23 protein-coding genes are annotated in these 22905 nt (G+C 67.9%); 2 read left to right on the top strand and 21 right to left on the bottom strand.

Features of this window, described 5'->3' with window-relative positions:
- Nucleotides 1-61: 61 nt before the first annotated feature.
- The 11 genes from AC3WOB_RS28255 to gabT form a co-directional block, all read right to left on the bottom strand.
- Entirely contained in the window at nt 62-808 is a 747-nt protein-coding gene (locus AC3WOB_RS28255) for an IclR family transcriptional regulator (protein ID WP_013393487.1), read from the bottom strand.
- A 183-nt stretch (nt 809-991) separates the two neighbouring features.
- Nucleotides 992-2356: an amidase gene (locus AC3WOB_RS28250; protein WP_013393486.1), complete on the bottom strand. Its 1365-nt coding sequence runs from the start codon at nt 2354-2356 to the stop codon at nt 992-994.
- 81 nt (nt 2357-2437) lie between these two features.
- On the bottom strand, nt 2438-3199 hold the full coding sequence (locus AC3WOB_RS28245; RefSeq protein WP_013393485.1) for an ABC transporter ATP-binding protein: 762 nt from the start codon (nt 3197-3199) through the stop codon (nt 2438-2440).
- Nucleotides 3196-3957 carry an ABC transporter ATP-binding protein gene (locus AC3WOB_RS28240; protein WP_013393484.1) on the bottom strand — a complete coding sequence of 254 codons (762 nt, stop codon included), beginning with the start codon at nt 3955-3957 and terminating at the stop codon, nt 3196-3198. The genes AC3WOB_RS28245 and AC3WOB_RS28240 overlap by 4 nt, the downstream gene beginning before the upstream one ends.
- Nucleotides 3958-3960: 3 nt before the next feature.
- The gene (locus AC3WOB_RS28235; protein ID WP_013393483.1) at nt 3961-4857 is read right to left on the bottom strand and encodes a branched-chain amino acid ABC transporter permease; all 897 of its coding nucleotides are present in this window, start codon (nt 4855-4857) and stop codon (nt 3961-3963) included.
- Between the two features lie 3 nt (nt 4858-4860).
- Nucleotides 4861-5736, bottom strand: coding sequence for a branched-chain amino acid ABC transporter permease (locus AC3WOB_RS28230; protein ID WP_013393482.1), 876 nt, complete (start codon nt 5734-5736; stop codon nt 4861-4863).
- Between the two features lie 27 nt (nt 5737-5763).
- On the bottom strand, nt 5764-6999 hold the full coding sequence (locus AC3WOB_RS28225) for an ABC transporter substrate-binding protein (protein WP_013393481.1): 1236 nt from the start codon (nt 6997-6999) through the stop codon (nt 5764-5766).
- A gap of 119 nt (nt 7000-7118) precedes the next feature.
- Nucleotides 7119-8318, bottom strand: a complete 1200-nt coding sequence (locus tag AC3WOB_RS28220) for a CaiB/BaiF CoA transferase family protein (protein ID WP_013393480.1) — start codon at nt 8316-8318, stop codon at nt 7119-7121.
- Between the two features lie 29 nt (nt 8319-8347).
- Nucleotides 8348-9121, bottom strand: a complete 774-nt coding sequence (locus AC3WOB_RS28215; protein WP_013393479.1) for an enoyl-CoA hydratase/isomerase family protein — start codon at nt 9119-9121, stop codon at nt 8348-8350.
- Complete coding sequence (locus AC3WOB_RS28210) at nt 9118-10098, bottom strand: aminopeptidase (RefSeq protein ID WP_013393478.1); 981 nt, start codon at nt 10096-10098, stop codon at nt 9118-9120. Before AC3WOB_RS28210 ends, AC3WOB_RS28215 begins: the two co-directional genes overlap by 4 nt.
- A 10-nt stretch (nt 10099-10108) precedes the next feature.
- Complete coding sequence (gene gabT / locus AC3WOB_RS28205; RefSeq protein ID WP_013393477.1) at nt 10109-11467, bottom strand: 4-aminobutyrate--2-oxoglutarate transaminase; 1359 nt, start codon at nt 11465-11467, stop codon at nt 10109-10111.
- Between the two features lie 165 nt (nt 11468-11632).
- Between gabT and AC3WOB_RS28200 the strand changes: the two genes are divergently transcribed.
- Nucleotides 11633-12331 carry a GntR family transcriptional regulator gene (locus tag AC3WOB_RS28200; protein WP_013393476.1) on the top strand — a complete coding sequence of 233 codons (699 nt, stop codon included), beginning with the start codon at nt 11633-11635 and terminating at the stop codon, nt 12329-12331.
- A 44-nt stretch (nt 12332-12375) separates the two neighbouring features.
- Here AC3WOB_RS28200 and AC3WOB_RS28195 read toward each other — a convergent pair whose 3' ends face one another.
- The 5 genes from AC3WOB_RS28195 to mltG form a co-directional block, all read right to left on the bottom strand.
- Nucleotides 12376-13275: an ankyrin repeat domain-containing protein gene (locus tag AC3WOB_RS28195; protein WP_013393475.1), complete on the bottom strand. Its 900-nt coding sequence runs from the start codon at nt 13273-13275 to the stop codon at nt 12376-12378.
- 38 nt (nt 13276-13313) lie between these two features.
- Entirely contained in the window at nt 13314-14084 is a 771-nt protein-coding gene (locus AC3WOB_RS28190) for a TatD family hydrolase (RefSeq protein ID WP_013393474.1), read from the bottom strand.
- Nucleotides 14085-14152: 68 nt separating this feature from the next.
- Nucleotides 14153-15244 carry a DNA polymerase III subunit delta' gene (gene holB, locus AC3WOB_RS28185; protein WP_013393473.1) on the bottom strand — a complete coding sequence of 364 codons (1092 nt, stop codon included), beginning with the start codon at nt 15242-15244 and terminating at the stop codon, nt 14153-14155.
- Nucleotides 15241-15864 carry a dTMP kinase gene (gene tmk, locus AC3WOB_RS28180; protein WP_013393472.1) on the bottom strand — a complete coding sequence of 208 codons (624 nt, stop codon included), beginning with the start codon at nt 15862-15864 and terminating at the stop codon, nt 15241-15243. The genes holB and tmk overlap by 4 nt, the downstream gene beginning before the upstream one ends.
- A complete protein-coding gene (gene mltG / locus AC3WOB_RS28175; RefSeq protein WP_013393471.1) occupies nt 15861-17024 on the bottom strand; it encodes an endolytic transglycosylase MltG in 1164 nt (387 codons plus the stop codon). Before mltG ends, tmk begins: the two co-directional genes overlap by 4 nt.
- A 152-nt stretch (nt 17025-17176) precedes the next feature.
- On the opposite strand from mltG, the gene ygfZ reads away from it, so the two are divergent.
- Nucleotides 17177-18178, top strand: coding sequence for a CAF17-like 4Fe-4S cluster assembly/insertion protein YgfZ (gene ygfZ / locus AC3WOB_RS28170; protein WP_013393470.1), 1002 nt, complete (start codon nt 17177-17179; stop codon nt 18176-18178).
- Nucleotides 18179-18262: 84 nt separating this feature from the next.
- On the opposite strand, the gene AC3WOB_RS28165 is transcribed toward ygfZ, so the two are convergent.
- From AC3WOB_RS28165 to AC3WOB_RS28145, 5 genes are all read right to left on the bottom strand, one after another.
- Complete coding sequence (locus AC3WOB_RS28165; protein ID WP_013393469.1) at nt 18263-18952, bottom strand: VIT1/CCC1 transporter family protein; 690 nt, start codon at nt 18950-18952, stop codon at nt 18263-18265.
- A gap of 75 nt (nt 18953-19027) precedes the next feature.
- Complete coding sequence (locus AC3WOB_RS28160) at nt 19028-19465, bottom strand: PaaI family thioesterase (RefSeq protein ID WP_013393468.1); 438 nt, start codon at nt 19463-19465, stop codon at nt 19028-19030.
- Between the two features lies 1 nt (nt 19466).
- Entirely contained in the window at nt 19467-20438 is a 972-nt protein-coding gene (gene mmsB / locus AC3WOB_RS28155) for a 3-hydroxyisobutyrate dehydrogenase (RefSeq protein ID WP_158307676.1), read from the bottom strand.
- Nucleotides 20439-20453: 15 nt separating this feature from the next.
- On the bottom strand, nt 20454-21629 hold the full coding sequence (locus AC3WOB_RS28150) for an enoyl-CoA hydratase/isomerase family protein (RefSeq protein WP_013393466.1): 1176 nt from the start codon (nt 21627-21629) through the stop codon (nt 20454-20456).
- Entirely contained in the window at nt 21626-22780 is a 1155-nt protein-coding gene (locus tag AC3WOB_RS28145; RefSeq protein ID WP_013393465.1) for an acyl-CoA dehydrogenase family protein, read from the bottom strand. Before AC3WOB_RS28145 ends, AC3WOB_RS28150 begins: the two co-directional genes overlap by 4 nt.
- Nucleotides 22781-22905 lie beyond the last annotated feature (125 nt).

Here is a 22905-nt window from a genome sequence, read left to right as displayed (position 1 = left end):
CTAAGGAATGTGGGTACGGCGGTCGGTGGGTACGGTGGAGCGTGGAAGAAAAAAAGTGCTCTCAATGAGCCTGCAACTTCGCCGAGATGCGCCGGGCCGCGGCCACGGCCATTTCGGTCAATGCCTCGGGCCGCTGCGCGGCCCGGGTCGAAGGCGCCATCAGCGTGATCGAGGCCACGGCCTGATTGGCGCGTTGAAAGATCGGCACGCTCACGCCCCAGACGCCAGCGTCGACCTCGCTGTCGGTCATGGCGTAGCCCTGGGCGCGGATGGTTTCCAGCTCGTGTCCGAGTCGATCGGCGTCCACGCCGGCCTCGGCCGCCAGATAGGCCAGCGCGGCCTGCAGGCGGGCCAACGGCATGAAGGCCAGCAGCGACTTGGCGGAGGCTCCGCGCGCCAGCGGCAGGCCGCGCCCCTTGGTGAAGGAGCAGCGCAGCGGATGCTGGCTTTCGATCATGTCCAGGCACACCGCCTGGTCCTTGACCGCCACCAGCAAGCCTATGGTTTCGCCGGAGGCGGCGGCCAGCGCGGCCATGTCGGGCTGCGCTTCGTGGATCAGGAACGAGGACTGGTCAAAGCCCCAGGCCAGTTGCACGCACAGCGGGCCGGGGCCGTATTCGCCGTCATGCTCGGCGACGAAGCCCCAGCGCTTGAGCAGCGCCACCTGGCGGTACAGAGTGCTTTGCGCCAGGCCGGTCTGCTCGGCCAAAGCGGCGATGCTGAGGGGGCCGTCATGCCTGGCCAGGGTGGCCAGCACATACAGCACGCGATCCGCACCTGCCCCGACTGAGTGATCCGCTTTCAACATTTGGCTCCAAGCTAACGGAGCGCAGATTATCAATTTATGGTTCTTTCACTGCTTTTTATTCCCGAATATTGAGAATTACTCGGGAAAACCCCAGAGCGCAGACGCAAAAAAGGCGCCCGAAGGCGCCGAAGAATCCGCCGCGCCCCGGCGGCGCGCAGCGGATCAAACCCGGCGAGAGCCCGGTCAGGCCTGGTGCGCGGTGGACCCGAGGATGCGCTCCGCGCAACGCGCCCAGTACAGCAGGCGCGCGTCCTCCTTGACGAAACCGACCATCTGGAAGCCCAGCGGCAGGCCGTTGGGGCCGCGCGCCACGGGCAAGGTGATGGACGGGTTGTGCAGCAACGACCAGATGCGGATGAAAGCCGAACTGCCGGTGGAGCTGGCCGGCGGCGCTTCGCCCAGCGTGGAAGGCATGGCCACCGCGTCGACTTCGCGCGCGACGTCGTAGAAGGCGCGGCGGCAGGCGTCGGCGGCGTCCAGCGCCCCCGCGTAATCGGCCGCGGACAGCCCTTCGCCCATGGTCAGGTACTCGATCAGGCCCGGATCGCACAGCGCCGCGTGGTCGCGCTTGATGGCGGCGTACTCGCGCGCCAGGTCGTAGGCCATGATCACGTCCTGCGCCTCGCCCATGGTGTCGAAGGCCGGCGGCATGGCCAGTTCAGTCACCTTCACGCCGGCGGCCGACAGTGCGCGCAGATTGGCTTCGAAGCTATCGCGCATGCAGGGCTCCGTGTCCGCCCAGTCCTTGGGACGCCACACGCCCAGGCGGAAATCGCTGCGCAGCGAAGACGCAGGATCAAAACGGGGATCACCCGTGAAGGCGCGCATGAATAGCGCCGCGTCGGCGACCGAGCGCGAGATCGGTCCGATCACGTCCAATACCCGCGAATAGCGCCGGATCGACACGTAGGGGATGGCGTCCAGCGTGGGCTTGAAGCCCACCGCCCCGCAAAAGGCCGACGGCCGCAGGATGGAGCCCGCCGTCTGCGTGCCGATGGACAGCGGCGCCATGAAGTCGGCCACGGCGGCCGCCGACCCCGCCGAGGACGCGGCCGGCGTGCGGCTCAGGTCGTGAGGATTGCGCGCCGGACCGGGCAACATGATGGCGTGGCGCGACACGGTGTTCTTGCCCAGCAGGTTGAAGCCCAACTCCTGCGCCTGCGTCACCACGGGCGCGTCGGCCTCGGGCTGGCGGCCCGGAAAGATTTCGGGGTCGCCCAGTTCGGTCGGCATGGCCGCCGTGTCGATGGTGTCCTTGATGCCCAGCGGCACGCCGTCCAGCGCCCGCCGCCGGCCATGGCGGTCCCATTCGCGGGCGCGGGCCAGCGCGCCTTCGGCGTCCACCCGGACCCAGGCCTTGACGCCGCCGTTGCGTTCCTCGATGCGGTCCAGGCAGGCGCGCGCCCAGGCCTCGCAGGTCAGTTTGCCCTGCTCCAGCGCGGCCAGGCCCTCGGTGGCGGTAAGGGCGGCGATGGCGCCGGGCGCGGGGCGGCGCGCAGCGGATGCCGGGGAAACCATGGTTTCGGAAGTAGGCAAGGAAGTAGGCAAAGTACGGCTCCTGCAAAGAATCATGGAAAAGTAGACTTGCCATCCGCGCCAGCAGCCGCCGGCGGGACGGTCCAATCGGTTTCAGGCGGGAGCATTGCCAGCGGACGAACGAGCGCCCCCAGCGTGGCCGCCCCCCGCATGCCCTCCCCGCCCGATATACAGATCGCTCATATGCTGGTTGGCCAGCAGCGCCTGCCCCGTATCGGTCAGCACGATACGGCCGGAATCCAGGATGTAGCCGCGGTCGCTGAACGCCAGCGCCTGGCGCGCGCGCTGCTCCACCATCAGCACGCCCACGCCGATCTGCGGCAGGCGCCGCACTTCGGCGAACACCTGCTCGGTCAGCGCCGGCGACAAGGCGGCCGAGGGCTCGTCCAGCACCATCAGGCGCGGCGAGGACATCAGCGCGCGGGCGAAGGCCAGCTGCTGGCGCTCGCCGCCGGACAGGTTCTCCGCATGCGTCTTGCGCCGCCCGGCCAGCGCGGGAAACAGCTCGAACATGTCGCGGATGCGCTTTTCGCGCGCCTGCACGTGTTCGACCACTTGCAGGTTCTCCAGCACGGTCAGCGCGCCGAACACATTGCGTACCTGCGGCACGTAGGAAATGCCGATGCGCACCCGCTCCTCGACCGGCAGCGCGAGCAGGTCGCGGCCGTCGAAGGTCATGGTGCCGGCGATGCGCGGCAACAGCCCCATCACCGCCTTGACCAGCGTCGACTTGCCCGCGCCATTGGTGCCGGCGATGGTGACGATCTCGCGCGGTGCGACGTGCATGTCGATGCCGCTGACGATATCGACCTCGCCGTAGCCGCCGGACAGGCCTTGCATGACGAGTTGGCTCATATCACTCCCCCCATGTACGCTTCGCGCACCTGTTCATTGGCCAGGACGCTGTCGGGCGTCCCTTCGGCGATGACGCGGCCGCGGTCCATGACGTACATGCGCGGCACGATGCGCGACAGCTCTTCCAGGTTGTGCTCGATGATGGCGACGGTCAGGCCGCGCTGGTTCAGCTCCACGATGCGCGCCGACAGTTCTTCGATCAGCACCGGATTGACGCCCGCGAACGGTTCGTCCAGCAGGATGCAGCGCGGCTCCAGCATCAGCAGCCGCCCCAGTTCCAGCAGCTTCTTCTGGCCACCCGACAGTTTCCCGGCCGGCTCATCGGCCACGCGGGTCAGGTTCAGGAACGCCAGCAATTCGTGCACGCGTTCGGCGTTGCGCGCTTCCTCGCGCGCCACCTCGCGGCGGGCGAACACCAGCGCCGCCAGCTTTTCGCCGCGCTGGTCCGGCGCGGCGGCCATCATGTTGTCGAAGACCGTCAGCTGGCTGAACTCGCGCGGCACCTGGAACGTGCGGGCCAGGCCCCGGCGCACGCGCTGGTGCACGGCCACGCCCGTGATGTCCTCGTCCGCAAAACGCACGGACCCGGAACTGGGCGGGATGTAGCCCGTGACCACCGAAAACAGCGTGCTCTTGCCCGCGCCGTTGGTGCCGATCACCCCGACCATTTCGCCCTTGCGCACTTCCAGCGACACGTCGTCAAGCGCCTTGAAACCGCCGAAGCTGGCGCTCAGCCCTTTGATGGAAAGCAGCGTCATCCCTTATCTCCTGCGCGTGGCCGAGGTGTTGCCGAAAATGCCCTGAGGCCGGTACAGCACCACGCAAATGAGCGCCAGGCCGATGACGCCGATGCGCACGCTGGCCATCTGTACCTCCGAGATGCCGCCGACGAAGTCGCGCACGAAACGCGATCCTTCCAGAAAGCCGACCAGCAGCACCGTGCCCGCCACCACGCCGCTCAACCGCCCCACTCCGCCCAGGATGATGGCGATCCAGATGTAGAAGGTGATCAACGGCACGAACTGCTCGGGGCTGATGAAGGTCAGGTAGTGCGCCTGGAAGGCGCCCGCCAGGCCGGCCAGGCCCGCGCCCAGCATCAGCGAACGGGTCTTGAAGCGGGCCGGATCCTTGCCCAGCGCCCGCACCGCCACCTCGTTGTCCCGCACCGCTTCGATCACGCGCCCGAACGGGCTGCGTATCACCAGATGGATCAGCAGCAGCGCCCCGGCGTTGACCGCCACCAGCAGCAGCATGATCCACAGGTCCACGGTCTGCGGCGAGGCCCAGCCCGCGAACAACCGCGGGATGCCCGGCAGGCCGTGCATCCCACGCGTCAGCCATTCCTCGGTCTGCAGCATCATGCGCACCGACTCCGAGAAGCCCAAGGTCACGATGGCCAGGTAGTCACTGCCCAATCGCAAGGCGATCATGCCCAGCGGCCAGGCCGCCAAGGCAGCGACTGCGGCGGCTGCCACCATGGATATCGGTATCGGCACCCCCTTGAGCGACAGCAGCGCCGAGGTGTAGGCGCCGATGGCGAAGAAGCCGACGTGGCCGAAGTTGATCAGTCCGGTGAACCCGTAGTGCAGCGACAGGCCGAAGGCCAGCAGCATGTAGATCAGGATCCCGATGGCGATAGCAATCAGATAGGCTTCCATGACTCACCTCGCCGCCATCGGACGGCCGAAGATTCCCTGGGGACGCAGCAGCAGCACGCACAGCAGCACCGCGAAGGCGAATACGATCTTGTAGGCCGGCCCGACCACCAGGCTGGCGACTTCCTGCGCAATGCTGAACACCATGATCCCGACGATGGCGCCCACCGGATTGCCGATGCCGCCCAGGATCACGGCCGCGAACATGGGCATCAGCAGTTCCCAGCCCAGTTCGGGGATCACCACCGCCTTGATGCCCAGCAGCACGCCCCCCAGCCCGCAATACGCGCCGGCGATGCTCCACAGTGTGATCATCACGCGCCGTCCGCGTATGCCGCTGGCCGCGGCCAGCTCGGGGTTGTCCGCCACCGCCCGCATGCGCCGCCCGGTGGGCGTCATGTGCATCAGCGCGAACACCAGCGCCAACGCCGCCACCGCCGTGCCGACGATGTACAGGTCGGTGGGCAGGATGCGCACGCCGCCGAAATTCCAGGCGCGCGTCAAGGGCATGTCGAAGGTGTACTGATCCTGCCCGGCGAAGAAGGTGATCGTGCTGCGCAGCGCGAAGGCCACGCCGATGGACGCGATCAGGCGCGACACGTTGGAGCGCGACTCCAGCGGCCGGAATACCCAGGCATAGAAAAACAGGCTGACCAGGGTGGTGCCGGCGACGGCCGCCAGGCCGCCCGCCAGCATCGAGCCGCCGGCCAGCGCCTGGGTGAAGACGGCGGCGTAGGCGCCCAACGTCATGTAGTCGCCGCTGGCGGCGTTGGGAAAGCGGGCGATGCCAAACACCAGCGTGATCGCCAGTGCCGGCAAGGCCAGCAGCATCCCGATCACAACGCCGTTGATCGCGGCGTTGATGACGGTGATTCCATCCATACTTGTGTTCCCCTAGTGTTTTTATCGTCAGACCTGGCCGGCGATGACTTCATTCAGCACCAGCTTGCCGTCGCGGATGTCGAAGACGCCAAAGTCCGGCACGGTCTCGCCCTGCTTGCCGAAGTCCAGGCGCGAGGACGCGCCGTCGTAGTCCACCGGCTTGCCGGCGCGCAGCAGCGCCTGGCCTTGCGCGAAACCGTTGACCTTTTCGCCGCCGCCCTGCGCGGTCACGGCGCGGATCTTGCCGTTGATGGCGGCCACGTCCGCGGTCGGCCCGGCCGCCTCGATGGCGAGCGCCAGCGTGATCACCATGTCATAGGACTGCGAAGCAAAGATGTCCGGTTCGCGCTTGGTGCGCTTGCGGAATTCGGCGGCGAAGGTCTTGTAGGCCTGGTGCTCGTGGGCGGCCACGTTGGAGATCGAGATGATCCCCTCGGTGGCTTCCTTGCCCAGCGCCTTCACCAGGTCTTCGTTGGCGGTCCAGCCCGGCATGATGAACTTGCAGTCCTGGCCGGTCTGGAACCATTCCTTGAGGATGATGGTGGCGTCGGGCCGGTAGGCGCTCAGCGAGATCACGTCGGGCTTGGAGGCCAGCACCTTGGTCAGTTCGGTGCGGTAGGTGGTCTGGTTGGGTTCATAGATGGTGAAGGCGCTGACCTTGCCGCCCTTCTCCTGCCAGGCATCACGGAAGTAGTTAGCCTGCCCTACGAAGGTGGAGTTGTTGAAGGCCATGACCGCCGGCCGCTTGAAGCCGCGCTGCCGCGCCACTTCGGCGAAAGCGCGGCCGAACACCGCGTTGGAGGCCTGGAACATCCAGGCCAGCCCCTGCTTGTTCTCGGTCAGCATTTCCGGCGCGCCGCAGGTGTTCATGGTGATGAGGCCCGCGGCATTGGTGATGGGCATGGCGGCCAGGCCCACCGACGACGGCCAGATGCCGACCACCGCCTCGACCTTGTTGATCTCGATCAGCTTCTTCACCGCCAGCACGGCGGCGTCGGGCTTGGTCTGGTCGTCTTCGGCATAGAGCTGGATCTTGCGGCCGGCAGCGCCGCCGGCGGCGTTGACCTCGTCGATGGCGATCTTGATGGCTTCCAGCATGGCCGGGCCATAGGGGCCGCCGACGCCGGTGATGGAATTGAGCGCCCCCAGCCGGAACGGCTGGGCCGATTGCGCCCGGACCAGGGAGGGAACGGCGCCGCAAGCGGCCAGCGCGGCGCTGGCCGCGATGAAGCCGCGGCGGGAAAGATGGATGGGCTGTGTCATGAAGGTTCCTTGCGGCGTGAACATCTTTGTTCAACTTCGAATAGCCGCCGGCGTGCGTGACGCCGGCGTCCCCTTGTAGCTTGGATGCGACTTCGATACTGCCTGCTGCGGTTGGTCTGTTACGCGATGACTCCTCGGGCGCGCATGCCTGCAATGCTGTCCTCCGCCACCCCGAAACGGCGCAGCACCTCGTCCGTGTGCTGGCCCATCAGCGGCGCGGCCGTGCGCAAGGCGCCAGGCGTCCTGGAAAACTTGGTCGGGATGCCTATGGTCTTCATCTTGCCCAGCGCGGGATGGTCCAGTTCCTGCACCATGCCGCGCGCCAGGTAATGCGGGTCCTGCATGGCCTGGCCGAAGTCGTTGATCGGGCCGCAGGGCACGGAGGCCTTCTCGCAGCGCGCTATCCATTCGGCCGCGTCGGCGCGCGCGAATTCCGCTTCCAGCAAGGGTTCCAGTTCGGCGATATTGGCCAGCCGGTCAGAGTTGGTGATGAAGCGCGGATCGGTGATGAGTTCGGGGCGCTCCAGCACGTCGGCGCACAGGCGCTCCCAGGTGCGCTGGTTGGCGGCGCCTATCATGATGAAGCCCTGGCGCGTGCCGAAGGCCTGGTACGGAGCCGACACGCGGTGGCGGCTGCCGGTGCCTTCCGGCACCGTGCCGTCGGCGAAGTAGGCGGCGGCTTCCCAGACGAACCAGGGCAATCCGCATTCGGCCAGCGCGATGTCGATGTGCTGGCCCTCGCCCGTCTTCATCTGGTGGATGCAGGCGGCCAGGATGGCATAGACCGCCGTCAGGCCCGCCCCCACGTCATAGATGGCGATGCCCGACTTCAAGGGCCGCCCGCCGGGCTCGCCGGTCATGCTCATGATGCCGCTCATGCCCTGAGCCACCAGGTCGAAGCCGCCCTTGCCCGCGTAGGGGCCGGTATGGCCATAGCCGGAGATCGAGCAATACACCAGGCGCGGATTGATGCGCGACAGCGTTTCGTAGTCCACGCCCAGCGACTTGGTCACGCCGACGCGGTAGTTCTCCACCACCACGTCGGCCCAGCGCGCCAGCTCGTACAGCACCTCGCGGGCCTCGGGATCCTTCAGGTTCAGCGCCACGCCCTGCTTGTTGCGGTTGATCTGGGCGAAACAGGTGGACTCGCCGTTCACATAGGGGCCCATTTCGCGGGAGTCGTCGCCGGTGCCTGTCTTCTCGACCTTGATGACCTCGGCGCCCAGGTCGGCCAGCACCATGGTGCAGTACGGCCCGGCCATGATCTGCGAAAGGTCCAGGATCTTGATGCCTGCCAGGGGGGATGCAGCTTGCGTCATATGCAGTCCGTCTCGGGTCGGTGGCCGCTTCAGCGGCCGATGAATTCGGGGATGCGCTTGGCGGCGAAGGCTGCGCGGCCGCGCCGGTAGTCCTCGGTGCCGAAGCATTCATAGGCTTCGCTGCGCTCTTGCGCGCTTAACGCGCGCCCTTCCCGCAGCTGGCCTACGAAGCGTTTGTGCCAGCGGTTGACCAAGGGCGCGGCCGCGGCGATGCGGCGGGCGGTGGCGTAGGCCTGCTCGGCCACGCGCTCGTCGTCCACTACGCGGCTCAAGAGGCCCTTGGACATGGCTTCGTCGGCGCCGAATATGTTCCCTTCCAGCAGGATTTCCAGCACCCGCGCGGCGCCGACCACGCGGATCAGGTCGGCCAGTTCCTGGTGGTCCACGGTCAGCCCGATGCGGTTCACCGGGATGCCGTAGCGGCTGTTGCGCCCGCCGATGCGGATGTCGCACAAGGCGGCCAGTTCCAGCCCGCCGCCCACGCACACGCCTTCGATGCAGGCCACCGTGGGATGGCGCAGATGCTTGAGCGTGTCGGTCATGGACAAGGTGAAAAGCGCGTACTCGGCCGCCTGCGCCGCGCCATCGCGGTCCTCCTCGAAGCCGCCGATGTCGCTGCCGGCGCAGAAGGCGCCGCCGGCGCCGCGCAGCACCACGCAGCGCACCGCGTCGTCGGCGTCGAGTTCGCGCATGACCCGGCCGAACTCCCGGTACATGTCCAGCGTGAACGCGTTGCGCTTTTCCGGGCGGTTCATCAGCACGGTGGCCACGCCGTCGGCGTCGCGGCTCAGGTCTATGCTCATGCCGCTTCCTCCAGGCGCAGTTCGGTGCCTTGCAGCACCACCCTGCCGTCCAGTTCCAGCGTCGCGTCGGTAACGATGGTGTCGTAGTGCGCCGCAGCCTTGACCGTGCCGCCAATGTAGGCGCTGGTGCCCAGCGCCAGCTGGATCGAGCCGTAGACCGATTCATCGGACAGCATGGTGCCGTCCAATTGGCAGCGCGGGTTCATGCCCACGCCCAGTTCGCCCAGGTTGTAGACCAGGGGGTCGTTGAAGCTGGCCAGCAGGTCGCGGAACTGCCGCGCCACCGCCCCGCCCTCGATCGCCACCGCCATGCCCTTCTCCATATGGATGCGCACCGGCTCGTCGCGGATCAGCGAGACGCCAGGGATGCTGGCGTTGACCACGATCACGCCTTCGGCCGTGCCTTCGACCGGCGCCAGGCTGGACTCCAGGCAATAACCCGCCGAAATATCGGTGGTGTTGGCAAAGCCGTGCAGCGCGCGGCCCTGGCGGCCGGCGATGCTCATGGTCACGTCGGTGCCGAGTTCGCTGGTGACGCGGGCCGTGTCGGCGCGGGTCAGCGCGTCGGCCAGGCCCTGGATCTGCGGACGCAGCGCGTCGAAGTCGCAGTCCCAGCCTTCGGCCAGGAAGAAATCGGGCAGATGGGATTCGGGCAGTACGATCACGCCGACCCCGGCGCGCGTGGCCTGCTGGCGCGCATCGGTATGCGCGGCGTTGGCCCGCGTCAGGGCGATGACCAGGTCGGCCCCCTGCATGGCCTGGGCCACCACCGGCGACAACTGCCGGCCGTGGCGCGCGGAACCCGCGATCTGCAGCAGGTGCAGGCCGGCGCCCGCCTCGTCCACCGCGATCGCCAGGGGCTCGATGTTGTGGTGGGTGTGCAGGTCATACAGCACCAGCACTTCCATGCCCGGTTTCGCCGCCCCCAGCTGGCTGACGACCTTGCGCGCGTTCTTCAGTTTCAACAGCGTATGCATGGTGCGCTCCTCAAGCCGTTTGCGACGTGCGGGCGTCGGCGATGCGCTGGGCGTCCGCCACCGCGCGTCCAAGGATGTCCAGGCCGCGGGCCAGTTCCTCGTCGGTAATGGAGAGCGGCGCCAGGAAGCGGATCACGTTGCCGTAAAAGCCCGCCTTCACCAGCACCAGTCCGCCCTGGTAGGCGGCCTGCACGATGTGGGCCGCCAGATCGCCGGCGGGACTGTCGTCGCCGTTGCCGCGCACGACTTCAAAGGCCACCATCGCGCCGAGGCCGCGCACGTCGCCGACGATGCCGTACTGTCCGGCCCAGGCAGTAAAGCGTTCGCGCACGCTGGCGCCAAGGCCGCGGGCGCGCGCCGCGTAGTCTTCGCGCCGCATCACCGCGATGGTGGCAAGCGCCGCGGCGCAGGCCAGCGGGTTGCCGCCATAGGTGCCGCCCAGGCCGCCCACGGCGGGCGCGTCCATCAGGTCGGCGCGCCCCACCAGCGCCGCTATCGGCAGGCCGCCGCCCATGGACTTGGCCAGGGTGTAGAGGTCGGCCTCGATGCCGGCATGCTGGGTGGCGAACCATTCCCCGGTGCGGCAGAAGCCCGACTGGATCTCGTCGGCGATCAGCACGATGCCGTGTTCGGTGCAGTAGGCGCGCAGCGCCTGCAGAAAGGCGGGCGGCGCGGCATGGAAGCCGCCCTCGCCCTGCACCGGCTCGATGATCACCGCGGCGACCTGCTCCGCGTTGATCTCGGTTTCGACCAGGCGGCGGAATTCACTGAAGGCCGCCTCGGCACATTCGGCTTCGGTAAGCCCGGAGCGGTAGCGCACCGGAAACGGCGCGCGGTAGACCTCGGAGGCGAAGGGGCCAAAGCCAGTCTTGTACGCGGGCGCCTTGGCGGTCAGCGACAGCGCCATGTAGGTGCGGCCGTGGAAGGCGTTCTCGAACGCCACCACCGCCTGCCTACCGGTGGCGCGGCGCGCCACCTTGATGGCGTTTTCCACGGCCTCGGCGCCGGTGGTCTGCAGCATGGCCTTCTTGGGCCAGGATCCGGGCACCAGATCGACCAGCGCTTCGGCCAGCTCGATGTATTCCGGATACATGACGATGTTGAAGCAGGTGTGCAGATAACGCGCGGCCTGCGCCTGGACGGCGGCCACCACCTCGGGATGCGCATGGCCGACGTTCAGGGTGCCGATGCCGCCGGCGAAGTCAATGTAGGCATGTCCGTCCAGGTCGGTCAGCGTGGCGCCGCGGGCAGCGGCCGCGAATACCGGGGGGCCATTGGCCACGCCCAAGGCGACGGCGGCGTTGCGCCGGGCCAGGTATGCCTGGCACTGCGGACCGGGAAGTTGAGGGGACTGCGCGGCGTCTTTCATTGCCCTGGGCTCCTTGGATGCGTAGGTACGGCGACGAAGTGCAGCCACTATATTCTTGTGCGTTTTATTGTGTCAATGCTGATTTACAACTACGCACTCTAAATTGTGCACAATCTTGAGTTCAAAAAAATGCTATGCTTCCCGCCATTCAACCCAGGTGCCTACATGCCCAATAAACGCGCGACTGCCTCAGCTGACGCCGCCGCCAAGGAAACACGCAAGGCGGCTTCCACCCACGAAGTCATACTGGATATGCGGGAACGCATTGCGTCGCAGGCCTTGCTGCCCGGCACCCGCGTGCCGGAGGAAGACCTGGCGCAGGCCTACGACATCCCCCGCGCCAAGGCGCGCGAAGTGCTGGCGACGCTGGAAGACCGCGCGCTGGTGGAACGGGTGCCCAACAAGGGCGCCGTCGTGGCCCTGGTGGACATGGAAACGACCTATCGGCTGTACCAGGTGCGCGAGGCGCTGGACGGCCTGGCCGTGCGCCTGGCCATCGCCAATGCCACGCCCGACGATTGGGCAGCGATGCAGGCCCTGCTGGGAGAGCCCTTCGAGCACAGCCTGAAGAGCGGCGACATCGAGGCCCACGTGGCCACGATCGAGCAGTTCCGCAACCATATCAAGGAACTGGCGCGCAATCCGGTACTCAGCGACATGATCGAGCGCATCTACGACCGCACCCGCGTGTCGATGCGCCGCGTGGCCCTGTTGCCGGGCCGTTCAGAGATGGGGATCAAGCAGTACCGCGCCCTGCTGGACGCAATGGTCCGCGGCGACGCCGACGAGGCCGAGCGCTGCGTGCGCGAATTGAACGGCAGCGCCCGCGACTACATCGAGCGCTACAAGAACTACGTGATCTGAATCGGGCCGGCCCCTTGCGGGCCGGCCTCGGGCAAGCCCGCGCCTCAGGGCGCGGCGGGCTCGTCGTAGTTGTTGAGCTTCACGCCCGAAACGCCCTGGACCGCGGACGACGCGGCCGGGGCTTTCTTTTCGGCGACCGGAGCCTGTGCCGCTGGCGCGCCCTGGTCCGGAGCCACCGGCACCGTTGCTGCGGCGCCCGCCCCTGCTCCCGCCTCAACGCCTTCCTCGGCTGGACGCGACGCGCGCAGCTTGCGGCGGGACTCCTCCTGCTGCGCAATCAGCTTGTCCAATTCGGCCGCCACCGCCGTGGACTTGCCCGTCCTGGCCCAATCGGCCGGGGTCTGGCCCTTGGTATCGCGCGAGCCGACGTCAGCCCCGGCCTTCAGCAGCAGGTCCACCATGGGTTTGCGGCCGGAAAGCGCGGCCATCATCAGCGGCGTTTCGCCATTGGGCGCGGGCGCGTTGACCATGGCCTGGTGCGCCAGCAGCAGGCGCGCCATTTCCAGCTGCCCCTTCGACGCCGCGTAGTGCAGCGGCGTCCAGCCCAGGCGGTTGACCTGGGCGCCGCGGGCGATCAGCTTCTTGGCGCGCTCGGTCTGGCCGGCAATGGCCAGGTACATCAACGGCGTCTCGCCTGCCGGGTTCTCGGCGTTGACGTCGGTGCGCTTGTCGGCGGCAATCACGTCGAACACCTTCCAGGCGCCGTCGACCACCGCGCGCATCAGCGCCGGTTGGCCGTTCTTGTAGCGCACGTTCGGATCTTCGCCGCGCGCCAGCAGTTCCTTGATGTCATCCGGATAGTCGTTGGCGACATAGACCCACCAATCGCCGGGGTTGGCCGCCTGCGCCGCGGCCGGAACCGCCACACCGATGGCCAGCGCCAGCAGCGCTCCACGGCAACACGACAATAGGGTGTTCTGGAAGGAAGCGTTGCGGGCGGCCATTGTTTTCCTATAAATTACTTTAAATAAATTAGATCAGATTATTTCTTTATCTTATTGAAAAGACGGAAGAAATTATCCGTAGATGCCTTGGCCACATCGGCCACCGGTATGCCCCTGAGATCCGCAATCTTTTCCGCGACGTGGATCACCTTGGACGGGTCGTTCAGCTTGCCACGATACGGCACCGGCGCCAGATACGGCGAGTCGGTCTCGATCAACAGACGATCCAGCGGTACCTTGGCGGCCACTTCATGCACGACCTGGGCATTCTTGAAGGTCACGATGCCGGACAGCGAAATATAGAAGTTCTGGTCCAGCGCGGCCTGTGCCACTTCCCAGCTTTCGGTAAAGCAATGCATCACGCCGCCGACCTCGGCCGCCCGCTCTTCGCGCAGCATGCGCACGGTGTCCTCGGCGGACGAGCGCGTGTGCACGATCAGGGGCAGGCCCGTGTCGCGCGCGGCGCGGATGTGGCGGCGAAAGCGCTCGCGCTGCCAGTCCAGCGGTTCGGACAGGCGGTAATAGTCCAGCCCGGTCTCGCCGATCGCCACGACCTTGGGATGCTCGGACAGGCGCGCCAGCTCTTCGGGCGTGGGGTCGGGCGTGTCTTCGTAATCGGGGTGCACGCCGACCGAGGCCCACAGATTGGCCTGCGGCTCGACCAGGGACATCAGGCCGGGCCATTCCGGCATGTTGACGCTGACGACCAGCGCGTGGGTGACCTGGTTGGCGGCCATCCGGTCAAGAATGGCCGGCAGATCGGCGGCCAGTTCCGGAAAGTTCAAATGGCAGTGGGAATCGACGTACATGATGAGTCTGGATACAAGTGCCGCGGCGCTGCACCCGTTGCCGGATGAAGCGCCGCCGGATCAAGGGCTTACGCCAGGCAGGATAGCACCACGCGCTGCAAGGTCGCGTGGGCGAAGAGCTTGGCGTTCAGGGGATGGGTGGCCAGCGCGCGCTGGCGCGTCAGCCAGCGCGCGGCTTCGGCCACCTTGGCCGGGTTCATGCGCGCGGCGACCTTCGCGACCGCGCCGCCCAGGGCCGGGAAATAGCGCGCGGGCGCGCCCGCGCTGGCCAGCATCAGGTCGGTGTACAGGCGCTGCAAGGCGTCGATCCACTCAGTGGCCGCCACCTTTTCCAGAGCCTCGGCCAAGGTGCCCACGTCGGGCGACTGCCCCTGGGACAGCGGTCCGACCAGTTGGGTCAGCCAGGGCGGACAAGCGGCTTCGCCCGACTGCGCCAGCCGCAGCGCCGCCAGCGGCGCGCCGCCCGCGGCGGCCAGCCATTCGCGAGCCGGCTCCACGCTCTGTTCGCGCAGCCATTGCAGCGCGGTGTCGGAATCCGGCGCCGGCAGCGGCAGGCGGCGGCAACGCGACACCAGGGTGGGCAGCAGGCGGTCCGGCGCGTCCGCGACCAACAAGAAGACCGTGTGTGGCGGCGGTTCTTCCAGCACCTTGAGCAAGGCGTTGGACGAGACCACGTTCAGCGCATGGGCCGGATACAGCAACGCCACGCGCCAGCCGCCGCGGTGCGTGGCGGTGTTGAACCAGGATTCCAGCGAGCGGATCTGGTCTATGCGGATTTCCTTGGACGGCGCGCGCTTGGCCGTGCCCGTGGCCGGCTCGGCGTCTTCCGACGGTTCGGCGGCGTCCGCCCCCTCCTCCACGGCCACGGCTTCGGGCCGGATGCGGCGCAGGTCGGGATGGTTGCCGCTGGCGAACCAGGCACAGGCGGCGCAATGGCCGCAGGCCAGGCCGTTGTCCGGGGTCTCGCACAGCAGGCTGGCTGCCGCGGCGACCGCGAAGTCCAGCTTGCCGATGCCGGCCAGTCCGTGAATCAGCCAGGCGTGGGCGAAGCGGTCGCGGTTACCCAGCCAGGTGAGCGCCGTCTCCGCCTGCCAGGGCAGGAATTGCGGCGCGTTGGACGCCGTGGCGTCCTCCTCTTTGGCGGCGCGGGTCGCGTTCATGCCTGCTGCCCTAGAAGTTCCAGCAGCCCCGCCTCGAGTTCCACGCGGATCTGGGCGATGGATTGGGTCGAATCGACGATGCGGATGCGCTTCTGATCAGTCGCGGCGCGCGCATGGTAGGCCTCGCGGGTGCGTTCGAAGAAAGCCGCCCCCTCGCGCTCGAAGCGGTCGGGTTCGCGCGCGTCGGCCAGCCGGGCGCGCGCGACTTCCAGCGGCACGTCGAACAGCCAGGTGCGGTCGGGCTGGCCGGCCTGCATCCAGTCTTCCAGCGCGGCCACGCGCGAGGCGCCCAGGCCGCGGCCGCCGCCCTGGTAGGCGTAGGTGGCGTCGGTGTAACGGTCGCAGACCACCCACGCGCCGCGCGCCAGCGCCGGTTCGATGACTTGATGCAGGTGTTCGCAACGGGCGGCGAACATCAACAGCGTCTCGGTGTCCAGCCCCATGGGGTCGGTCAGCAGCAAGCCGCGCAACTTCTCGCCCAGGGGCGTGCCGCCGGGTTCGCGGGTGGATACCACGTCCAGCCCCTGCGCGCGCAGGAAATCGGCGATCCAGACGGTATGCGTGCTTTTGCCCGCGCCGTCCACGCCTTCCAGCGTGATAAAGCGTCCGCGCGTGGTCATTGGTCTTGTCCTTGTGCTTGTGCCTGGTCCGGCTCGGGCGCGGCTTCCGGCGTCGGCGCCGGGCTTGCGCTCGGCGCGGCTGCGGGCGTGCCGTTGGCCGGATTGCCATTGGCTGCGCCGCGGCCCGATGCCGGGCTGGGCGCGGCGTTCTGGCCCTGGCCCAGGATATAGCGGGAAACGTTGCGGTTGTGCTCGTTCAGATTGACCGAGAACTCGCTGGTGCCGTTGCCGCGGGAAACGAAAAAGAGAAACTTGTGCGTCTCGGGCTGCACCGCCGCCAGCAGCGCCGCGCGGCCCGGCGCCGCGATCGGCGTGGGCGGCAGGCCCGGCCGCGTGTAGGTGTTCCAGGGCGTGTCGGTCTGCAGGTCGCGCTTGCGGATGCGGCCCTGGTAGCCGTCGCCCATGCCGTAGATCACCGTCGGATCGGTCTGTAGCAGCATGCCGATCTTGAGGCGGTTGGTGAACACGCCGGCCACGCGGCGGCGGTCCGGGCCGTGGCCGGTTTCCTTTTCCACGATGGAAGCCAGCACCAGGGCCTCGTAGGGCGTGGTCACCGGCAGGTCCGGCTGGCGCTTGGCCCAGGTGTCCTGCAGGATGCGCTGGCCTTCCTGGTAGGCGCGGCGCAACAGGTCGTAATCGGTGCTGCCCGGCGTGAAAATGTAGGTATCCGGGAAGAACAGCCCTTCCGGCTGCTTGATGTCGGAACCCAGGCGTTCCATCAATTCTTCATCGGTGGTCTCGCCCAGCGTCTGCTTGACGTCGGGATTCGCGCGCAGCGCCTGGCGGATCTGGCGGTAGGTCCAGCCCTCCAGGAAGGTGATCTGCCGCTGCGTCATGTCGCCGCGCGCCAGGCGTTCCAGCAGCTGCCAGGGCGAGTCGCCATTGATGGCCTGGTAGCCGCCGGCCTTCATCTGCTTGTCGCGTTCGGACAGGCGCGCCATCCAGATGAAACCGGGTTCCCAGACCGGCACGCCGGCCTCGTTCAGCGCCCGCGCGACCGTGCGCGGGCTGCTGCCCGGATCCACCACGAAATCTATCCTGTCGGCTTTCAGCTGCATGGGCTTGTGCGCCCAATACCAGGCGCCGCCCACGGCTGCGGCGGCAGCCAGCGCGATCAACAGGGAGAACCACAGGACGAAAAAAAAGAGTCGCTTCTTCATAAGTGTCGGAAGTTTAATTGATCGCGCGGACCTGTCGCGGCTAAAGAGGGGCAGAACGTCGTGCGCGCCCCTGCGCGCGGCGGGGACATGGCCCAGCCCGGAGGGGAACACGGCTATCATCAGCACTTTGATGACGCGATAACACCGCCTCCATGCACGCTTTCCATTCTTCGATTCCCGCCCGCGCGGAAGGTTGCGCGCAAGTCGCGCCGCTGGACGATTTCCTGATCTTCGCGGCTACCGGCGCGGACGCGCTCACTTTCCTGCACGGCCAGCTCACGCAGGACGTCACCGGGCTGCCCCAGGACGCCGCCCGCCTGGCCGGCTACTGCACCGCCAAGGGCCGCCTGCTGGCCACCCTGGTGATGTGGCGCGGCGCCCCCGGCGGCGCGGACGATGCGCCCCAACTCTACGGCCTGGTGCGCCAGGACTTGTCCCAGGCGCTGCTCAAGCGTCTGTCGATGTTCGTGCTGCGCGCCAAGGCCAAGCTCGCCGCCACGCCGCTGCATGTGGCGGGCGTGACGGCCTCGGCCGCCGAAGCCGCCGCGCTGGAAGCCGCGGCCGGCGCGCTGCCGCGTGCGCCCTGGCAACGCGTCGATCTGCCGTCCGGCACCTGGATCGCCGCGCCGTCCGCCGATGCGCGCCTGCGCTGGTGGTGGATCGCCTCCGACGAACAATTGGCCCAGTCGGCCGCACTGGCCGGCGCGCTCGGCCTGGCGCCAGCCGCGCAATGGCATACCGCCGACCTGGCCGCGGGCATCCCGTGGATCACAGCGGCCACGCAGGACATATTCATCCCGCAAACGGTCAACCTGGACCTGATCCAGGGCGTCAGCTTCACCAAGGGCTGTTATCCGGGCCAGGAAGTGGTGGCGCGCAGCCACTATCGCGGCACGGTCAAGCGGCGCATGGCTTACGGCACCATCGCGGATACTGCCGTCCAGGATCAGGCGCTGGCCGGCGTGGACGTCTATGACGCCACGCAGCCCGGCGAGCCCATCGGACGCGTCGTGGACGCGGCCGGCGAACACGGCCTTGTATCGGTGCTGTTCGAAACCACGCTGGCGGCGCTGCCCGAAGGCGACCTGCGCCTGGGCGCCGCGGACGGTCCGCGCATTGGGGCGGTTCCGCTGCCCTATTCCATCACGCCGTAAGCCCACGGTCCGCGAGGCCGCGCTGGCGCGGTTCCCAAGCCGTCGCGGCGCGCCCCTGCCGGCGCGCGCTCGCGCTGGCTGGTACTAGACCGCCACGCCGAACAGCGCGCCCACGCCCGCCGTCGCCGCCATCGCCAGACCGCCCAGGATCGTCACCCGCAACGCGGCCGGTCCCTTGGGCGCGCCGCCCGCGCCCGCCGCCAGGGCGCCCAGGCCGGCCAGACAGGCGACCGACGCGCCAATGACCCAGACGATCAATTGCGGCATGGGCGCCGTCGCCGCCACGGCCAGCGGCAGCGCCGCGCCGCCGGCGAACGATGCCGCCGACGCCACGGCGGCCTGCACCGGACGGGCGCGGTTATGCATTGATATGCCCAGCTCGTCTCGGGCATGCGCATCCAGCGCATCGTGGCTGGTCAATTGCCGCGCCACCTGTTCGGCCAGCTCGCGGGTCAGGCCGCGCGCCACGTAGATGTCGATGAGTTCGGCCAGTTCTTCGCTGGAATTGCGCTTGAGTGAGCGCTGCTCCAGGCGCAGGTCCGCGGCCTCGGTATCGGCCTGCGACCGCACCGACACGTACTCGCCCGCCGCCATCGACAGCGCCCCGGCCACCAGCCCGGCCACGCCCGAAGTCAGGATGGCGTCATGCGTGGCCTGGGCCGCCGCCACGCCGGTAATCAGGCTGGCGGTGGACACGATGCCGTCGTTTGCGCCCAGCACGGCCGCGCGCAGCCAGTTGCTGCGGAAAATCCGATGATGTTCTTTTGGAGGCATTGCCAGAAACCCATGCACCGCGCGATGAACGCGCCGCGGATCCGCCGACCAGGCAGGACCCGCAGCGCGCGGAATTCAACGCGGCGTCACGCGCACCGCGGTGAGCAAGCCTATCACGCAAAGCGTGGCCTGCTCGCCGTCGTAGGCATGCACCTCGACCTGGCAGACCGACAGGCGCTTGCCAGGCTTGACCACGCGGCCGCTGGCGACGTAGCGGCTACCCTTGGCGGGCGCCAGGAAGTTCATCTTGAACTCCGAGGTCAGCACGTCCTCGCCCGGCGCGAACAGCGTATAGGCGGCATAGCCGCCGGCGCTGTCGGCGATGGTCGTGGAAATGCCCGCATGCAGAAAGCCGTTCTGCTGGCACAGGTCGGCGCGGTAAGGCAGCACGATGTCCACCCTGCCCGGCTCGACCACGTCCAGCGCCGCGCCCAGCAAGGTCATGATGCTCTGCCGGGCGAAGCTCTCCTGGACCCGCGCGGCCGGGTCCAGCTGCGCTTGCGATGGCGCCATGTCAGTCCTGCTCGCGCTTGACCAGGTTGACGATGCTGGAGAAGTCCAGCTTGCCCGAACCGCCGGAACTGTGCAGCGAATACAGATTGCGCGCCAGTTCGCCCAGCGGGATCGAGGCCCGCGCCGACAAGGCGGCCTCGGCCGCCAGGCCCAGGTCCTTCAGCATCAGGTCCACGCCAAAACCGCCCGCATAGCCCTTGGAGGCCGGCGCATGCTCCATCACGCCGGGCCAGGGGTTGTAGAGTTCCGTGGCCCAGTTGCGGCCGGAGCTCTTGGCGATGATGTCCGACAGCACCTTGGGATCCAGGCCGTTGGCCACGCCCAGCGCCAGCGCTTCGGAGGTGCCTGCCATCAGGATGCCCAACAGCATGTTGTTGCAGATCTTGGCCACCTGGCCGGCGCCGGCCGGACCGGCGTGGAAAATGTTCTTGCCCATCTTTTCGAGGACGGGACGGGCGCGCTCCAGCGCCGCGGCCTGGCCGCCGACGATGAAGGTCAGCGTGCCCGCGGCCGCGCCACCGGTGCCGCCGGAAACCGGGGCGTCGATCATGGCGATGCCGCGTACCTCGGCTGCCTGCGCGACCTTGCGCGCCGAGTCCGGCGCGATGGTGCTGCACTCGATGACCAGCGCGCTCGAAGGGATCTTGCCCAGCAGGTCCTCGCCCAGGTACAGCCCTTCGACGTGCTTGCTGGCCGGCAGCATCGAGACCACCACCTCGGCGCCCTTGACCGCTTCCGAAGCGGACGCGGCGGCCTTGGCGCCGGCGTCCGTCAGGATCTTCACGGCCGCCGGCATCAGGTCGAAGACCGTCACACTATGGCCGGCCTTGACCAGATTCAATGCCATGGGCGCGCCCATATTGCCCAAACCGATAAACGCGATGCTGCTCATGATGTCTTGTCTCCTGTTGCTATTGCTATAGGTGTGAAACCATCGTGTACTGCGTTGCCGTGCCGGCGGGCGGCGGCGGATCCGCCGCCGCGGGCCCTAGCGCCCTTCCTGTCCCAGGTCCGCCAGCGGATGGGGTTCGCCCTCGGGCCAGGGCTCGTCAAAGAATTTCTGCACCCAGGCGTCGGTCGCCATGTCGATCACGGCGGGATTCCAGCGCGGCTTCTTGTCCTTGTCGATCAGCAAGGCGCGGATGCCTTCGGCGAAGTCGCCATGGCCGGTGCAGGCCAGCGCCGCGATGTATTCGGCACGGAACACGTCGTCCAGCGAACGCAGGCGCAGCCGCTGCTGCAGCGCGAACGACAGGCGCACCGATCCGGGCGAGCCGGCCAGCATGGTCTGCGCCGCGCGCGCCAGCCACGGATCCTCGTGGTCCTTCAGCGCGGCCAGTTCTTCGTAGATGTCGTCCAGGCGGTTGCCGTTGCACAGACTGTTGATCAGGAACGAGTGATGACGCAGGCTGCCCGGCGCCAGCGGCGTCTTGGGTTCCAGCGCCGTCAGGGCGCGGCGCAGCAGGCCGTCGTTGATCGCGCGCGGGGGAATGGCGTCCTCCGCCGCGTCCGCCCCCTGGCCAGCCCAGGGCTGCTCCTCGAGCGAGGCCAGCAGCTTGGGCCAATCCGCGTGGTCCAGGCGGAAGTCCGCCAGACCGGCGAAAATCGCGTCCGACGTGCCCAACTGCGCGCCGGTCAGCGCCAGGAACAGGCCGAGGCGGCCCGACATGCGGTTCAGCAGCCAGCTGCCGCCCACGTCCGGGAACAGGCCGATGGTGACCTCCGGCATCGCCAGCCGGGAGGCTTCGCTGACCACGCGGTGGCTGGCGCCCATCATCAGGCCGATGCCCCCGCCCATGACGATGCCATGGCCCCAGCACAGCACCGGCTTGGGATAGGTGTGGATGCGGTAGTCCAGGCGGTACTCGTGCTCGAAGAAGCGGCGCGCGTAGGCGTTGTTCCAGCCCGGCTTGCCGGCGTTTTCAGTCATGCTGCGGTACAGGCCGTGCAGGTCGCCGCCCGCGCAGAAGGCCTTTTCGCCCGCGCCCTGCAGCACCACCAGGGCCACGCCGGGATCGCGTGCCCAGGCATCCAGCCGCTCGGCCAGTAGGTCCACCATTTCCAGCGACAGGCCGTTCAGGGTCTGCGGCGAATTCAGCGTCGCGATCCCGAACCGTACTCCATTGGCAGCGGTTTTTTCTTCGAACAGCACCGGTGCATTCATCTTATGTCGGCTCCTTTTTCCAACAATTGGCGGGCGATGATCACGCGCATGATCTCGTTGGTCCCTTCCAGAATCTGATGAACGCGAGTATCGCGCACCAGACGCTCCAAGGGATAGTCCCGCAGGTATCCGTAGCCACCGTGGATTTGTTGCGCATCCAGGCAGATCTGGAAACCCATGTCGGTGGCGAAGCGCTTGGCCATGGCGCAGTAGGTCGCCGCGTCGGGCGCCCCGGCGTCCAGCTTGCAGGCCGCCAGGCGCACCATCTGGCGCGCCGCCACCAGGTGCGTCGCCATGTCGGCCAGCTTGAACTGCAGGGCCTGGAACTCGGCCAGGCGGCGGTTGAACTGGCGCCGCTCGTCCATGTAGCGCCGGGCGGCGTCCAGCGCGCCCTGCGCCGCGCCCACCGAGCAGGTGGCGATATTGATGCGGCCACCGTCCAGGCCCTTCATGGCGATCTTGAAGCCCTCGCCTTCCTGGCCCAGCATGTTGGCCGCCGGCACGCGCACGTTTTCAAAGGTGATGGGACGGGTGGACTGGCTGTTCCAGCCCATCTTCTCTTCCTTGCGCCCGTAGCCTATGCCCTCGCTGTCGGCCGGAACGGCGAACGCGCTGATGCCGCCCGCGCCCTCGCCGCCGGTGCGCGCCATGACCACCAGCAGGTCGGTGTCGCCGCCGCCAGAAATGAAGGCCTTGGCGCCGTTGAGGATGTAGTCATCGCCCTGGCGCTGCGCCCGGGTCGACAGGGACGCGGCGTCCGAACCCGCGCCCGGCTCGGTCAGGCAGTAGGAGGCCAGCTTCTGGCCGCTGGCCAGCAAGGGTCCCCAAGCCTCGCGCAGCGCGGGCTGGCCCCAGTTGCCGACCATCCAGGTAGCCATGTTGTGGATCGTGAGGAAGGCCGTGGTCGACGGGTCCACCGCCGCCATTTCCTCGAACACCAGGGTGGCGTCCAGGCGCGGCAGCCCCAGGCCGCCGATGTCCTCGCTGGCGTAGATGGCGCAAAAGCCCATCTCGCCCGCCCGCGCGAAGGCTTCACGCGGGAAGATGCCCTCGGCGTCCCAGCGCGCCGCGTTGGGCGCCAGTTCGCCCTCGGCGTAGTCGCGCGCCGCCTGCGCAAAAGCGCGTTGCTCGTCGGTCAGTTCCAAGTCCACAGCCTGTCTCCTGTTGTACTGAGTATTGTCTGTTGGCGTTGCTGCCGTCTCGTGAACGCCAGCCCGTCGATTTTGACATGACGTTGACGTAAACGTAAATGCGTGACGATGTTTATGTTACGCCG

It is taken from the genome of Achromobacter sp. FW305-C-30-7 (genome assembly GCF_058783105.1).
Note: the sequence above shows the minus strand (reverse complement) of the source record. Positions and strands in the feature narration are given on the sequence as shown.